The 14936-nt window shown below is 56.9% G+C and carries 15 protein-coding genes; 3 read left to right on the top strand and 12 right to left on the bottom strand.

The genetic code is table 11. The features are described 5' to 3' along the window. Window positions 1-25: 25 nt before the first annotated feature. The 4 genes from rarD to lspA are packed head-to-tail and all read right to left on the bottom strand — an operon-like array spanning window position 26 to window position 3475. The gene (rarD, locus tag KCQ76_RS08180) at window positions 26-904 is read right to left on the bottom strand and encodes an EamA family transporter RarD (protein ID WP_046202986.1); all 879 of its coding nucleotides are present in this window, start codon (window positions 902-904) and stop codon (window positions 26-28) included. Between the two features lie 31 nt (window positions 905-935). Further along, complete coding sequence (locus KCQ76_RS08175) at window positions 936-2045, bottom strand: hypothetical protein (protein ID WP_221914838.1); 1110 nt, start codon at window positions 2043-2045, stop codon at window positions 936-938. After that, window positions 2038-2979 (bottom strand): RluA family pseudouridine synthase, encoded by a 942-nt coding sequence (locus tag KCQ76_RS08170; RefSeq protein ID WP_012731408.1) that lies wholly within the window; start codon window positions 2977-2979, stop codon window positions 2038-2040. The genes KCQ76_RS08175 and KCQ76_RS08170 overlap by 8 nt, the downstream gene beginning before the upstream one ends. Before the next feature lie 19 nt (window positions 2980-2998). Next, window positions 2999-3475, bottom strand: coding sequence for a signal peptidase II (gene lspA / locus KCQ76_RS08165; protein WP_046202988.1), 477 nt, complete (start codon window positions 3473-3475; stop codon window positions 2999-3001). Window positions 3476-3554: 79 nt separating this feature from the next. Between lspA and KCQ76_RS08160 the strand changes: the two genes are divergently transcribed. Together KCQ76_RS08160 and KCQ76_RS08155 are read left to right on the top strand one after the other, a co-directional pair. After that, complete coding sequence (locus KCQ76_RS08160) at window positions 3555-4493, top strand: DUF6263 family protein (RefSeq protein ID WP_231725396.1); 939 nt, start codon at window positions 3555-3557, stop codon at window positions 4491-4493. A 10-nt stretch (window positions 4494-4503) separates the two neighbouring features. Next, the gene (locus KCQ76_RS08155; RefSeq protein ID WP_046202989.1) at window positions 4504-5505 is read left to right on the top strand and encodes an asparaginase; all 1002 of its coding nucleotides are present in this window, start codon (window positions 4504-4506) and stop codon (window positions 5503-5505) included. Here KCQ76_RS08155 and KCQ76_RS08150 read toward each other — a convergent pair whose 3' ends face one another. Together KCQ76_RS08150 and ileS are read right to left on the bottom strand one after the other, a co-directional pair. Further along, entirely contained in the window at window positions 5506-7008 is a 1503-nt protein-coding gene (locus KCQ76_RS08150) for a DNA polymerase IV (RefSeq protein WP_046202990.1), read from the bottom strand. It lies immediately after the preceding gene. Window positions 7009-7080: 72 nt separating this feature from the next. Continuing rightward, window positions 7081-10323, bottom strand: a complete 3243-nt coding sequence (gene ileS / locus KCQ76_RS08145) for an isoleucine--tRNA ligase (RefSeq protein WP_221914845.1) — start codon at window positions 10321-10323, stop codon at window positions 7081-7083. A gap of 64 nt (window positions 10324-10387) precedes the next feature. On the opposite strand from ileS, the gene KCQ76_RS08140 reads away from it, so the two are divergent. After that, window positions 10388-10651, top strand: a complete 264-nt coding sequence (locus tag KCQ76_RS08140) for a hypothetical protein (RefSeq protein ID WP_146003173.1) — start codon at window positions 10388-10390, stop codon at window positions 10649-10651. 66 nt (window positions 10652-10717) lie between these two features. Here the strand turns inward: KCQ76_RS08140 and KCQ76_RS08135 are convergent, their stop codons facing one another. The 6 genes from KCQ76_RS08135 to pgeF all read right to left on the bottom strand — a co-directional run bounded on the left by KCQ76_RS08135 (window position 10718) and on the right by pgeF (window position 14924). Further along, a complete protein-coding gene (locus tag KCQ76_RS08135) occupies window positions 10718-10912 on the bottom strand; it encodes a hypothetical protein (protein ID WP_046202992.1) in 195 nt (64 codons plus the stop codon). Window positions 10913-11018: 106 nt separating this feature from the next. Then, the gene (locus KCQ76_RS08130) at window positions 11019-12071 is read right to left on the bottom strand and encodes a DivIVA domain-containing protein (protein WP_046203154.1); all 1053 of its coding nucleotides are present in this window, start codon (window positions 12069-12071) and stop codon (window positions 11019-11021) included. Between the two features lie 343 nt (window positions 12072-12414). Continuing rightward, window positions 12415-12720: a YggT family protein gene (locus tag KCQ76_RS08125; RefSeq protein ID WP_046202993.1), complete on the bottom strand. Its 306-nt coding sequence runs from the start codon at window positions 12718-12720 to the stop codon at window positions 12415-12417. A gap of 58 nt (window positions 12721-12778) precedes the next feature. Then, window positions 12779-13303: a cell division protein SepF gene (locus tag KCQ76_RS08120; protein ID WP_046202994.1), complete on the bottom strand. Its 525-nt coding sequence runs from the start codon at window positions 13301-13303 to the stop codon at window positions 12779-12781. A gap of 28 nt (window positions 13304-13331) precedes the next feature. Beyond that, on the bottom strand, window positions 13332-14081 hold the full coding sequence (locus KCQ76_RS08115; protein WP_046203155.1) for a YggS family pyridoxal phosphate-dependent enzyme: 750 nt from the start codon (window positions 14079-14081) through the stop codon (window positions 13332-13334). Window positions 14082-14180: 99 nt separating this feature from the next. Next, window positions 14181-14924: a peptidoglycan editing factor PgeF gene (gene pgeF, locus KCQ76_RS08110; protein WP_046203156.1), complete on the bottom strand. Its 744-nt coding sequence runs from the start codon at window positions 14922-14924 to the stop codon at window positions 14181-14183. Window positions 14925-14936 lie beyond the last annotated feature (12 nt).

Below are 14936 nucleotides of genomic sequence, written 5' to 3'. Positions count from 1 at the left end.
ACCCGAAGGCCCCTTCCCGCGAAAATTACGACGACGCGGCACGCACGCGATGTGCCCGTTTTCGTGACATCAAGGCCAAGTCTGTGACGAAGAATCCAACGCTAATCCAAATAATGATGAAACCGAGCCACCGGCCAAGGCTGAACGATTCCTGTGTCACGAAAACGGCCCACAGCATTTGCAAAACGGGAGTGAGATACTGCAACATTCCCAAGGATGTCAGTGAAATCTGCTGGGCCGCGTACCCAAAAAGTAGCAAGGGCACAGCTGTGACGATCCCGGCTGTCATCAGTAATAAGGTGTGGCCGATTCCCTCTGAGGTGAATGTTCCGTCGTGTCGCTGCCCCAAAACGAGCAAATATACGATCGCGACTGGAGCAATACATAACGTTTCACACGTTAGAGAAATCATTGGGGTCAGGGGAACTCGTTTTTTCAGCAAGCCATAGAAGCCAAAACTGAACGCAAGGGCCAACGAAATAACGGGAGGATGTCCCAGGTCAACGGTGAGAACAGCGACCGCTACCACGGCAATTCCGACGGATAGCCACTGCAGCAGACGGAGCCGTTCCGCCAAGAAAAATACCCCAAGAAGAACACTGACTAGCGGGTTAATGAAATAGCCCAGCGCGGCATCGGCGACGTGGTCCGAATTGACCGCCACAATGTAGGTTCCCCAGTTCACTGCAATGAGCATCGCGGCAGCGAACACCGTCGCCCATACTCGCCAAGGAATCCTTAGTAGTTTCTTGAACTGTCCGCTGAACAGCACAATGGCGAGCATGAAAACGAGGGTCCATACAAATCGGTGCGCCAAGATTTCCAGAGGCGACGCCGGTTTGAGAAGAGGAAAGAACGCGGGGAACAATCCCCACAACACGTAACATGCCCAGGCCCATAACACGTGAATGATGGTAGCGGAGACCTAAGACTCTTTACAGACCACGATCACCAGTGGGTGAAGGAAGAGTAATGGGGTTCACATCATCCTGGGATGTCGCCGAATCTTGAGACGAAGCCGGGGTATCCTCAAGGCCCGCGATAGCAGGATTCCTTACTCCGATCCGTCCCCACACGGCATCGGAAGGCAGCGCTTCCACAGCAAACGTCTTCTTGCGGATAGCCCGAAGCTGATCCAATGTCCCATACACAATGACACCGGGGATCTCGTCGTCGTTGGACGTGTCTTCGAGCTCATTGGCCCACTGCACCTGGTCAGAAAATAGTTTCTCCAGCGGATACCCGGGAGTCGGATTAGGAATTCCGGAAACCACCCCCGGCCCTACCAACACAGATCCCACTCTGACGTTGCTACCGTCCAAGGCTTCCGCTGCTTTGGCGGGCGTCGTAGGCGGATTAAAGGTCACCAACGCCCAGTGTTTGCTATCTTTCGCTCCCCGACCGGACGACTCCTGGTGCCCCGCACTATCCGAACCGTTATCCGCTTTGCCACTCTCAGCGGTCTCAAACTGCAGCGTCGCATCCGAGCGCTGTTGATACTGCGACATCGTTTCATCCTCGGGGCCAAGTGCGTCGCCATTGATCGCCATGGTCGATGAGGTGGTATCCGGACGGACCATCATAATAATAAAAACGGTCACCAACAGTCCGACTGCCACTAGGGCAGCAATATTCCACCCCATGCTGCGCTCACCAGCAACCTTTGCAGGGCTGACCTCCGACGTCTGATCCCGACGCTGGCCTGAGACTTCAGATAACGGCTCTTTAGCGACGGAATTGGGGCGTTGAGCTCCCCAGTTAATACGGCTTGTCGACGAGGAAAAAGCGGTCGACGAAAATGACGAGGAAACGGTCGACGAAGGAGTCGTCGACGGAGACGAGGCGGATTGAAACGACGAGGATGAAGGCTGCGTAGATGGAGAAGCACTAAACGATGACGACTCATTGGCCTTCACGGAGGAACGTGACGACGACCGCCCCGCACCTGGAACCCATGACGCCGATCCAGAACGTCGCGAGGTGGATCCACGACTGTGCCGGTTGTGACTGCGTGGGTCATAGCTATGACGGTTGTGGCTATCCATCAAGCATCCCGTTATCACGCCGGAGCGTGGTTAAAGCGTGATCCAAATCCGCAGGATACGGGGATTCCACCACCATGTAATGGCCATCAGGATGGGTAAAACCTAGCGAAACCGCATGGAGCCACTGCCGTGACAGGCCCAAATGCTCCGTCAACTTCGGATCAGACCCATACATCGGATCACCGCAACACGGGTGATGCAGCGCAGAAAAGTGGACGCGGATCTGATGCGTCCGCCCCGTTTCGAGATGAACCGACACCAACGTCGCTTCCCGAAAAGCTTCCATAGTCGAATAATGCGTCACCGCTCGTTTGCCATCTGAACGGACAGCGAACTTCCACCCTGCACCAGGATGCCGAGCGATAGGCGCATCAATCGTGCCCACCGTCGGATCCGGATGTCCTTGGACCAGGGCGTGGTACGTCTTATCGACGGTGCGATCCCGAAACGCCTGCTTGAGCAGCGAATATGCCCGCTCCGACGCCGCAACAATCATCACCCCGGACGTACCTACATCAAGACGCTGGACAATGCCTTGCCGCTCCGGCGGCCCCGACGTCGACACGCGGAATCCAGCGGCACGGAGTCCTGAGGTCACGGTCGGTCCATCCCACCCCATCGTTGGATGAGCAGCCACCCCCACCGGCTTATCAACGACGATGACGTCGCTATCGCTGTACAGAATGTCCATGCCCTCGACCTCACGAGCAGGCTCATCTGCGATCGACCGCGACTCCGGCAGAGTGACATCCAACCACGAATCCGTCGTCAAACGATCGGACTTCGACGCCGGAACACCGTCGATAAGAATGTCTCCCGATGATGCGAGATCGGCAACAACCGTGCGAGATAGGCCGAGCAACTTTGACAAGCCCGAATCGACGCGAAGACCATCGAGCCCCACGGGAACAGGCATGCGCCGAGAATCACGCATTATTTCACTCACCTACCTATTATTGCGCTTCTCTCTGTCTACCACCGAAGAGAACCCCAGCAATATAAAGCACCACACCAATGGTGATCGCCGAATCTGCCAGATTGAAAATTGCGAAACGACCCACCGAAATGAAGTCCACCACGTGCCCGACACCGAAACCGGGACTCCGAAACAGGCGATCCAGAAGATTACCCAGCGCACCGCCACCGATCAGACCGAAAGCTAGCGTTTCCCACCTCGCCTTCATGCGTGGTGCCCACACCAGCACGGCAATGACGGCGAGGACCTGGATCACGGTGAACACGATCGTTGCACTGCTGCCCATACTAAAGGCTGCCCCCGAATTACGGATGAGGTACAGACGAAAACCCGGAATGATCGTATACGCGTGTCCGGGTGTAAGAACCACCACAAGGAGCGATTTCACCAGTTGATCAACAATCGCCACCGCCGTCACGATGCCCAGGACAATCCATCGATTCACGCAGACCATAGTAACGGAGTGTCGCCCTATCACCCCATGCCGCTACGTCATGTCCAGGGTCGTCGGTAAAATTGACGACGTGAATGTCATGCTCCGTCGAATCGCTGCCGCTGGAAGTGCCGTACTCCTCTTATTCGCGACAGGTTGTGGATCAGATAGTAACGATGCGAAAAAAGAGAATTCCGCCACCGTGAACCTGGAGGCAACCGTCGTCACTGTGACAAACCCGGGGGAACAACCGCAGTCAAAGCTCACATATGACCTCAGTGACTCTGACCAGCACGGAACGATGGACGTGACACAAGGGTTCGGGCAGGAAACCAATGCCGACAAGGTGCCGGACGTGACGTCTACGACGATGACACTGCCCTACACTGCGAAACGCGACACCATCACACTCGGAAAACCAACTGGGTCTAACGACAAGCTCAATTCCGATATCGCGACCGCCCAAGGGTTCACGCTGAAGACGAATAATTCCCCCACCGGCATTAAGTCTGGAGCAACCTTCACTGCCCCTGAGAAGGCGACAGAAACTGCGCGCGCCTCCATTGAACGCGCGCTCACGCAATACCTCTCTACCCCCGTCGTGTTCCCCGCTAATCCGGTGGGAATCGGGGCTCAATGGGACGTCCGGATTAAAGTAAACGACCCTTCACCTGCCGTGAAGACGATTACCTACACCCTGAAGAAGCATGACGGCAATACCGTCGAACTCGACGCCAGCGTTCAACAACGCCCTAGCACTACGTCCCTTTCGCTATCGGAAGCACCTGATGTGCCCTCCGGTACGAAGGGCTCGCTGGATGTCAAAGACTCGTCAACCAGCACTCACGTTGGCAAAGTCACTGTTGACCTGACAAAACCGATTCCGGTCAAGGGCTCCATCGACACCACGACGATCACGACCTATGCCGGCGACACCAGCGGACAGTCTGACGACAAGTCGCCCGCACCCGAGAAAAACTCAACGGCGAGCGGGACGTCGATCGTTCAGAAGAATCAGCGCGCGATGACGTGGAAGTAGGTTACCCATCATGCCAGTTCCAGCTAGCACACCCGACGACGCGACCGCGTCACAACAGGAGACGTCCGCTCAGCCCTCTGCCACGCCCCCGCGCATCGTTATTCTCGGCACCGGGGGCACAATTTCCTGCACCCACGACTCGTCCGGGGCGCTGGTGCCAACCTTGTCGACACAACAACTCGTCGACCCGGTAGTTCAACGCTTTGAGAGCAACGTCATCGTTGAAGCGCGTGATATCGCACAGCTCGACAGCTCCTCAATCACATTCGACGATTACGACACCATCAACGCGGCTATCAAAGAAGCGCTCAGCGACCCTGAGGTCACCGGCGTCGTCGTCACGCACGGAACCGACTCGATGGAGGAATCAGCCATCGCGGCTGACATTGTTCACAATGATTCCCGTCCGGTCATTTTCACTGGTGCACAACGGCCCGCCGACCACCCCGAGGCCGACGGGCCCGGAAACTTGTTCGAGTCAATTGTCATCGCAACAGATAATTCTGCTCGCGACATTGGAGTGCTCATCGTCTTCGGACATGCGGTCATTCCCGCACGTGGAGCGGTGAAATGGCACACATCCGATCCGCTTGCTTTTGCGACCAACGCACCCGATGAACCACCGCGGCCGCGCCCGTTGCCCAAGGTCACATTCGCAGGGCATCGTGTCGACATCATCCCGGCATACCCTGGAGCCGACGCCACCCTGTTGAACGCGGCTATCGACGCCGGCACCGAGGGACTCGTTATCGAAGGCATGGGCGCGGGAAATGTCGGCGACGCCTTGGCGACGGCGATCACATCCGCGCTGAAACAAGGAATTCCTGCCGTGATGGCGAGCCGTGTCCCGCGAGGGAACGTCAATCCCTTATACGGTGGCGACGGAGGTGGACTGACTCTCTCTCGGCAGGGTGTTATCGGTGCCGGATGCGTTCATGCTGGTCAGGCGCGAATTATCCTTGCTGCGGCCATTGACGCTGGGGTTCATCCGCAAACGCTATTTGACGTGTGATCATTCACCATCAACTAGCTCTAGCCAGTCGCCCCACTCAAGGCTATCGATGGGATCTGCACGAGTGAGCTCCGGCGTATCGACTGGAAAACTTCGTACTGGCCCTTTCCCCGTCGTGCGCGTTTCGAACCGAACACTCACCACGCCATGTCCCGAACCTTGGACCCACCCGTGACCGTACTCAGGATGATAAACATCGATCGTCGCAGGCCACACAGATGTTTCCGTGTGGGACGCATCCGTCGGAGCACCATCGAACCCAGATTTCTCCGAGTCCTCTTCCGTCGAGGCATCCACGAGTTCGTCACTATCAACGGAGGCCGTCGGAGTATTCGCCGCTGACACAACTCCTGCTTCGAAATCACTATCAGCCTCCGTAAGGGCTCGATAGTCTGCTCCCTGTGACGGATCGAGATCCGGGAACAATGCTTCCTGACGAGCAGATTCCAGCCCCGACAGGGACACTCCAACCAGGCGAACCGCACCAAAAACAGCAGGATCGTCGGCGAGGCGGCTGGCCACGCGGTACAGCACGTCCCAATCCGTCGTCGAAAATGGAAGGGTTTCTGACCGTGTGTGCTGCTCGAAATCGGCACGCTTAAGTTTGACCGTCACCGTGCGGGCCCCACGACCATCATTCATGAGACGACGGTGAGCCTTCGTCAAGGCCGCACGTATGCCTTCGTCCACCCCATCCAAGGTGGTGACGTCGTCGCTGAACGTCGATTCCGACGACACTTGCTTCGCTTCCGCCCGCGGCGCAACAGGGCGTGGATCATGGCCCTGAGCAAGCAACCACAAGGCTGGCCCATTTGTTTTCCCCAACGTCATTTCCACATCGGTTCTGGACATACGAGCAAATTGCTCGATCGTCCTCACCCCAATGTCGGCCAATTTAGCTTCCGCTACCGGGCCAATTCCCCACAGCTTTCGCACCGGCAGCGGATCGAGAATAGCGTGCTGGTCCTGCACCGGAATGACAAAGGTTCCATCGGGCTTGGCCAAACCCGACCCTATCTTGGCGAACTGCTTCCCAGCTCCGGCTCCCACCGACGACGGCAGCCCGGTTTCCTCCCTAATGCGCTTCCTTAGATGTCCAGCCCATTTGCGCACTTCATCGGGAGTGGCGCCACTGAGTTCGTCCGGCTCCATGAAGGCTTCGTCCACGCTGAGCTGCTCAATCAGCCCGGCCTCTTCGCGAAGAATCTCCATCACCCGTCGGGACGCGGTTTTATACACATCAAAACGCGGCCTCACGGTGATCCCGGAGTACCCGACTAAGCGACGGGCACGCATCATGGGCATCGCGGAGTGCACACCGAACACGCGAGCTTCATAGGAGGCTCCGGCGACGACCCCACGACCAGACACTCCGCCCACTAATACTGGGCGGCCACGCAGCGTCGGCCGGGTTAATTGCTCACACGAGGCAAAGAAAGCATCCATGTCGATATGGAGAACCCACCGATGCTGGGTGGCATCGTCGTGCGTGGTGTTCACCATATCTCTACAGATGTCATCCCTTCTGACTAAAGCCACTCGCCCGGTATGAGAGCGCTCTTATGCCCGTCGACGCTATGACGCGTCGGAGTTGTCGCGTCGAAGATCAACCGCCACCGAGGCAAAGCAGCCATCCGACAAATCTGTGGCCTCAGACGGAGCCTCCGATGCGGCCTTGATCTCCACCGAGGTCGCCAACACTTCAGAGGCGATGGTGTCCTTCTGGGACTTCACCATATCGACCTTGTCGTCGGGGACGTACATCGTCAACGCGATGCGGTCAGAGACGTTCAGCCCTGCCTGTTTGCGGGCCTCCTGAATTCCGCGAATCCGGTCGGCCGCCCAGCCTTCGACTTCGAGTTCCGGCTTCATCGTGGTGTCGATGACAACCAGGCCCTCAGTTCCTTCGATTTCAGCAGTCGTGTCTGGGTTCACTGCAACGAGACGACGCGTGAATTCGTCGGGCTTGAGCTCAATACCGTCGGCGCGAAGAACGTCTCCGTCAACGGTGTAGTCACCCGCCTTCACTGCCTTGATCGCCTTCTGGACATCTTTGCCCAGACGGGGGCCGGCAACGCGAGCGTCGACAACAGCTTCAAAGCGTCCCACGGAATTAACATCGTCGGTCAAGATAACATCCTTGACATTGACTTCATCGCGAATGATGTCCGCAAATGGCTCCAAGGACGACGAATGAGGCATTGCAACGGTCACCGACAGCAAGGGCAACCGGTTACGCAAGTGATGGGCCTTCCGCAAAGACGACGCCGCCGAGCACGCGGACCGCACACCATCCATAGCCTTGACCAAGTCAGGATCCGATGGGATGGCATCAGACGACGGCCAATCAGCCAGGTGCACCGAACGCCCACCAGTCAGGGCACGCCACAGCACCTCCGAGAGCATCGGCAACAGTGGCGCAGTCACACGGGTCAGCGTTTCCAGCACCGTATACAGCGTATTAAAGGATTCCGGCTTGACTGTATCTCCAGCCCAGAAACGATCACGTGACCGACGCACATACCAGTTGGTCAGCGCATCGCAGAACCAGCGCACCTCATCCGTCGCGCGCGCAACGTCAGTATCGTCCAAAGCCTTCGTGACTTCGTCGATAGTGTCATGCAATTTAGCGAGGATATACCGGTCCAGAACATTCGTCGACGACGTCGACCACTCCGCCGGTTTCGAGGCGTACAGAGCAAGGAACGAATACGCGTTCCACATTGGGAGCATCGCCTGGCGCACGCCCTCACGGATACCTTCCTCGGTGACGATCAGGTTTCCGCCGCGAAGGATCGGCGACGACATCAAGAACCAACGCATCGCATCCGACCCGTCGCGGTCGAACACTTCGTTGACGTTCGGATAATTGCCCTTCGATTTGGACATCTTCAAACCGTCATTACCCAGGACAATTCCGTGGGCGACGACGCGTTTGAACGCTGGCCGATCAAACAGCGCTGTTGCCAACACGTGCATCGTGTAGAACCATCCGCGCGTCTGGCCGGAGTATTCCACCACGAAATCCGCCGGAGCATGCTTTTCAAACCATTCCTGGTTCTCAAAGGGGTAATGAACCTGGGCGAAGGGCATCGATCCTGACTCAAACCAGCAGTCGAGAACTTCTGGCACGCGGTGCATCGTCGACTTGCCCGTCGGATCGTCCGGGTTGGGGCGAGTCAGCTCGTCAATGTAGGGGCGGTGCAGCGACTCCGGACGTGTCCCGAAATCTCGCTCGAGTTCGTCAAGTGAACCGTAGACGTCGACACGCGGATACTCCGGGTTATCCGAGACCCATACGGGGATGGGTGAGCCCCAGTACCGATTTCGGGAGATGTTCCAATCGCGGGTACCTTCGAGCCACTTCCCGAACTGCCCGTCGCGAATATGCTCTGGGAGCCACTCAACTTTTTCGTGGTTGAGCTCGACCATGCGGTCGCGGAACTTCGTCACTGACACAAACCACGACGGCAATGCCATGTAGATCAGTGGCTGGCCCGACCGCCATGAGTGCGGATACGAGTGCTCGATCGTCTGATGGCGCACGATACGCTTGGCCTTCTTTAAGTCCTTGATGATTTGCTTGTTCGCATCAAAGACCAGTTGGCCTTCATAATCCGGAACCTCAGACGTGAACTTCCCGTCAGCATCCACGGGGATAACCAGCGGGATATCAAACTGGTTCGTCGTGTTCATATCGTCTTCACCAAAAGCCGGAGCCTGGTGAACGATACCCGTACCATCTTCCGTCGTGACGTAATCCGCCGGGAGGATCTGGAACGAGTTCGGATTATCTTTGAAGTAATCGAAGATCGGCTCATAGGTCAGGCCGACGAGGTCGCTCCCCGGGTGAGTCGAGAGGACTTTATAGTCCTTACCCAGTTCTTTCTTGTAGGCCCCGACGAGGTCTTCGGCTAGCAGAACGCGTTGACCTTCGAACTCGTCAAGCCCGGTGCTGCCCACCTCAACCTCGACGTAGGTCACATTTGGATTAACAGCCAGCGCCAAGTTCGACGGCAGCGTCCACGGCGTCGTCGTCCAGGCAAGGGCCAAGGCGCCGACCAGACTGCCGTCGGCACTAGTCCCCTCTTTCACCCCGGTGATCGGGAATGTCACCGTAACGGTGGGATCTTGACGCAGCTTGTACGAATCGTCGAGGCGAGTCTCCTGATTTGACAGTGGCGTGTGCTCAGCCCACGAGTACGGAAGGACGCGGAACCCCTGATAGATGAGCCCTTTGTCGTAGAGAGTCTTGAAGGCCCACATCACCGACTCCATGAAGTCGAGGTTCATGGTTTTGTAGCCATGCTCAAAATCGACCCACCGAGCTTGCCGGGTGACGTACGCTTTCCATTCCTCGGTGTAGCGAAGGACGGACTTCGCGCAGTAGTCATTAAAGGCTTCGAGCCCCATCGACTCGATTTCGCCTTTGTCCTTGATGCCTAGCTGCTTTTCTGCCTCAAGTTCGGCGGGGAGACCGTGGCAATCCCACCCGAAGACACGGGCAACTTTCTTGCCGCGCATCGTCTGATACCGGGGGATGATGTCCTTAACGTATCCGGTGAGCAAGTGCCCGTAGTGGGGCAAACCATTCGCGAAGGGAGGGCCGTCGTAAAACACATACTCCGGGGCATCATCGCGCTGGCTAATTGATTCTTCAAAGGTGCGATCTTTCTTCCAAAAATCAAGCACCTTGGGTTCCATATCGGCAAAGCGTGTAGATCCCTCTGCTAGATCGACACGCGGGTATGCGCCACCCGCAGGAGTCGCATCCTCCGGGTTCCTGGGAGAATCAGACTTTGTCTCCGACGTCGACATGTTATCGGTCACCCTGGCTCCTCTTATCTAGGCTGTCATAACAACGAATGACGTAGCGGAGCCGATGGAACGGGTACCTGTGGAAGGCGAACCGCGCTTCATCGAGCTCAGCATTGCTCGGCCAGGGACGCTCACGCGCGGTACCACCCTGATTGGATATGGCCTTACCACGGACCATATCCCACTCATTAACGACGTTGACGGTGCCGAACCGCTCGGTTCTACTGGGGCACCACATCTGCACTGCTATGACGATGAGAATCGCCACCACAGTGCGGTTCTGGTACCTGTTCTTCCGAGTCGCTCCCCGGAGATAGCCGGATCATAGCGGACGAACAAAACTATACGGGATTATCGATGATGCTAAAAATTTACAACCGGGAACGCGCGTTCGTTATTCCCCGGTCACGGATTTACCGCTCTTCCCAGCGCGCTCTTTTCGTTTAACGATGATATCGATGATGACGATAAGAACTCCTATAGCTCCTACCACGATGCAGGCTATTGCCCACGCTTTTGATGCCAACACCAGGGCAAGAACGAGAAAGGCAAAAGCCACAACGGCTAGAAGCAGAGCTAATACGGTCATAACCACATCCTTCGTTTGTCACCAGCCTAGCAAATCCAAATAAGACAAAAATTAACCCACCGCGGGAAACTAGCCCGCAGTGGGTCGATGAAACGAAGGGAACTACCTAGTCATTGGACTCGAGCTGGCCGGCGGGTGCCGCAGAACCACGTGAGTTCAAATCCTCCAACTGGGATTCGAGGAAGGTCTTCAGGCGGGTACGGTATTCGCGCTCGAAGGTGCGAAGCTCTTCGATACGAGCCTCCAGAGCTTCCTGCTGCTTCTTGACGGTGGTCATGATCTCTGCGTGCTTACGCTCGGCGTCGCTACGCAGCTGATCTGCCTTCTCTTGAGCCGACCGGACCTGAGCCTCCGACTGTGCGGTGGCGTCGGAAATCATCGTCTCCGACTTCTGCTTAGCATCTGCCACCATGGCCTCGGACTTCTGGCGAGCCTCGGCGATCATAGAATCCGACTTCTGCTTAGCGTCGTTGAGCTGGCTCGTCGAGCGGGACTCTGCATCGGCCAGCGTGCGCTTCGAGGACTCGTCAGCGTCGGAAATGGTCTTGTTGGCTGCGGTACGAGCCTCATCCAGCATGGACTGGGATTCCTGACGGGCGTCGTTGGTGAGACGATCCGCCATCTCCTGGGCCAAGCTTAGGACGCGAGCTGCCTGCATGTGAGTCTCTGCCGTGGCCTCGCCGGTCTCGCTGTCGGTACCGGGGACCGACGACGCAGCCTGCGCGGGCTGTTGCGGCTGGCTTTGCTTCTCAGACTCGAAGCGAGCCCGAGCATCTGCCTCGGCCTGCTTGCGAGCCTCAACCAACCGTGCTTCGTACTCGGCTTCAAGGTTCTGGCGAACTTTCTGCTCAATGTCTCGGCGGAGCGACTGTTCCAGTTCACTGCGAACCTGGTTCTCAATCTCCGCACGGAGAGCGCCCTCATCAACCGAGGACCCAGCACTTGGTGCCGATGCTGCAGACGATGAAGCAGCATCACGAGACTCTGTCGAGTTGCTTTCTACGGCACTCTTGAGTTCAGAGTTTTCATCAAGCAGCTCACTGAGAGTGTCTTCGACAAGGTCGAGGAACTGGTCAACCTCATCCTCGTTGTAGCCACGCTTGCCGATCGGCGGCTTGCTGAACGCTACATTATGCACATCAGCGGGAGTCAGCTGCATGGAAATTCCCTTCACTTTCATACGGAAAGCCAACCGCCGTCCACCACACGCGGTGGACTCGGATACCATCCCGAGTTTCTATCTGTCTCTGGAAACGCAGTTGTGAGATCTACTTTAACTTCATTGATAACGCTTTACACGTTACATCGCCGAGAAATGTTCTGATCACAACAGCCCCGGCAACCTCAGCAGCTCGTAGCTACTACCGATTAGCCGTTGCTATCTACTGCGACCCCAAAATATTCGATTAACGTCGTTAGTCTACCGCACTATAGCGCATATAGCGTATCAAGTGTCCCAATTTTTTCGCCAGTTTCACGAAAAGCTGGCCACTCGTGCGGAATTAGTACAAGCCGAACACGCCCGTCGGTCGAAATATCATCGCAATAACTTCCAGCGCGAAGAACAAAACGAGGACTGATAAGTCCAGGCCCACGCCGCCCCCAAGGTTGAGGGGAGGAATGAGTTTTCTCAGGGCTTTGACCGGCGGGTCTGTGACAACAAAGAAAGGCTCCGCGGCCAAGGCAAACCACCGCGGAGGCCGCCAAGACCGGGAGAAACTGGCGATCATTTCAACGACGATCCTGACGATCAGGATGAAAGAGTAAATCCGCGCGATCGTATAGATAGTAAGCGAAAGAGCAGTCACACGTGTCCTTTACCGCATTAACAGATAATTTCGATTCAGCGTACCGGACGGACGAAGCTTAGAGAGAGTCGGACTCTTTCAGCTGCTCTTTCTGCTCGTCATCCAACCTGACGCCTTTCGGAATCAGCGCAAACTTGCGCGGAGTAAGTTTCTCGGTCCTCGCGTCGAGCGCAATCTGAATCCCCGCGGCAAAGTCGGCAACACGCTGCGCCTGGGACTTTTCCATCGCGGATACGTCGTACACGACGATGTCGCCATTGCGGAACGCCTCCCCAATTTGGCGGGCTTGCCGGAACGAGGCCAGGGTTATCCGCACAATCTCGGGCTCACGAGGTGTCTCTGTAGTCGTCCCCCGGGATTCCAGCGTCGAGGAGGAGTAATAACGGGATCCACCGTAGCTACTCCCCGACCGATAACCATAGGAATCGCGGGAATAAGAGTCGGCGTGGCGCTCACGCTCTACGGGGCGATCGTCGTAATCGTCGTAGTCCTCGTAATCATCGTCATAATAACTATCGCGTTTATAGTCTTCTACAGGCTGAAGGCCGAAGAATTCTTTCACTTTATCCATTGAGCCGGCCATAGTAAGAGTCCTTCCTCCGTTGATATGCTCACAAAGTTACTGGCCTAGAGCCAAGAATAGCTGTTCCGACACGCACAACTGTTGATCCGGCCGCAATCGCATTTTCTAGATCGCCCGACATCCCGGCCGACAAACCCCCGCGACCTCCGTGCTTCTGGCGAATGGCCTCAGATAATTCAGAAGCGCGGGCAAAGACCTGTGCTGAATCATCATCACGCGGCGGCACCACCATCAGTCCCTCAAGGGTGAGATACTGCGACGAATTAACGGCGTCAGCAAGGGAATCGAGATCATCTTCCTTCGCTCCCCCACGAGACGGATCGCCGTCGGCACTCCACTGAATAAAAACTGGGAGCTGATCGACGTTCTCGTGCTCACTACTTACACGGTCACCGGCGTCTAGAGCGCGCTTCATGCCGTTATCAAGCCCATGAACAATTTTGAGGCGATCAACAGTGTGAACCCGGTGAGCCCACCGTGCAATGTGATTGGTTTTCTTCGACTGCACCTGGCCGATCATGTCGATATGAAGGCCCACCCCCGCTTCATGGAGCCGGTGGGTTTTATCACGCGCTTCCTGCTCACGGTTTTCACCCACCACGGTGACTCCACAGTCCACTAACGCCTGGAGGTCCTCGTAGGGGTGAAACTTTGTGACCGGCAGTAACTCGATATCTTTAGGATCCCGCCCCGCTGACTCAGCTGCGCGTGCAATGCGACGGGATATCTCGTCAAGGCGGGACGACAACTCCGCTTTTCGCTCCTCGTAGGTAGCCACCACCAGCCCATTCCTTTCCAGCTACTCACATTATTTGCCTGCCAGCGACCTCTTCGCCGGTCAGCCACGCACCCGCTTGTCAGCGACAGTGACGCGATCTTATGTCCACGCCGCCGACGGCAGCCACACTGCGGCGGCCTGCCTACCTGTCGTGCCATCACGCCTGTACGAGAAGAATGTTGCGTCCTCGCTAATCGTGCACCGGGGATCCGCATCAATCGCCGTGACACCCATGCTCATTAGTTGACGAACCAGCCCTCGTCGTAAATCGAGGCTCGGAGTTCCCCACTGCGTGGTGCTCGATGACCCGGGCAGGTGCTGCTCTACATCACGGACCATATCAGCGGGCACTTCGTACCGCTCTCCCGACGCGGCCGCGCCCATCAGCGCGTGCATGTGTGCCGGCTTGGCCCCACAGCGGATCATCGTTTCCACCGTCGCTTTGACAATTCCGTTGCGCGCGCCCAATCGACCAGCGTGAACGGCGGCAACAATGCCGGATACGTCGTCAGAGAGGAGCAACGACACACAGTCTGCAGTGAGTACTACCAAGGCTAAGTCACGTTCGGTCGTGACCATCGCATCCGTTGCCTCGATTGGGCTTGTCATCGAACTATTGACGACGGTGATCGTCGGTGAATGAATCTGTTCCATGTAGAGAACACGATCCATGGGAAGCCCCAGAACCTGAGCAAAGTGCTCGCGGTTCTCGGCGACGGCAGCTGGGTCATCGCCGACGTGGTCACCGAGATTGAATGATTCATAGGGCGCACGGGAAACCCCGCCGGCTCGCGTAGTCATGACTTTGCGAACGCGACGGGGTTCTGGAGTGGGATTGTTAATCGTCACGCCATC

It is taken from the genome of Corynebacterium parakroppenstedtii (genome assembly GCF_019754935.1).
GTDB classification, from domain to species: Bacteria; Actinomycetota; Actinomycetes; order Mycobacteriales; family Mycobacteriaceae; genus Corynebacterium; species Corynebacterium parakroppenstedtii.
This window is presented reverse-complemented; position numbering and strand designations above follow the sequence as displayed.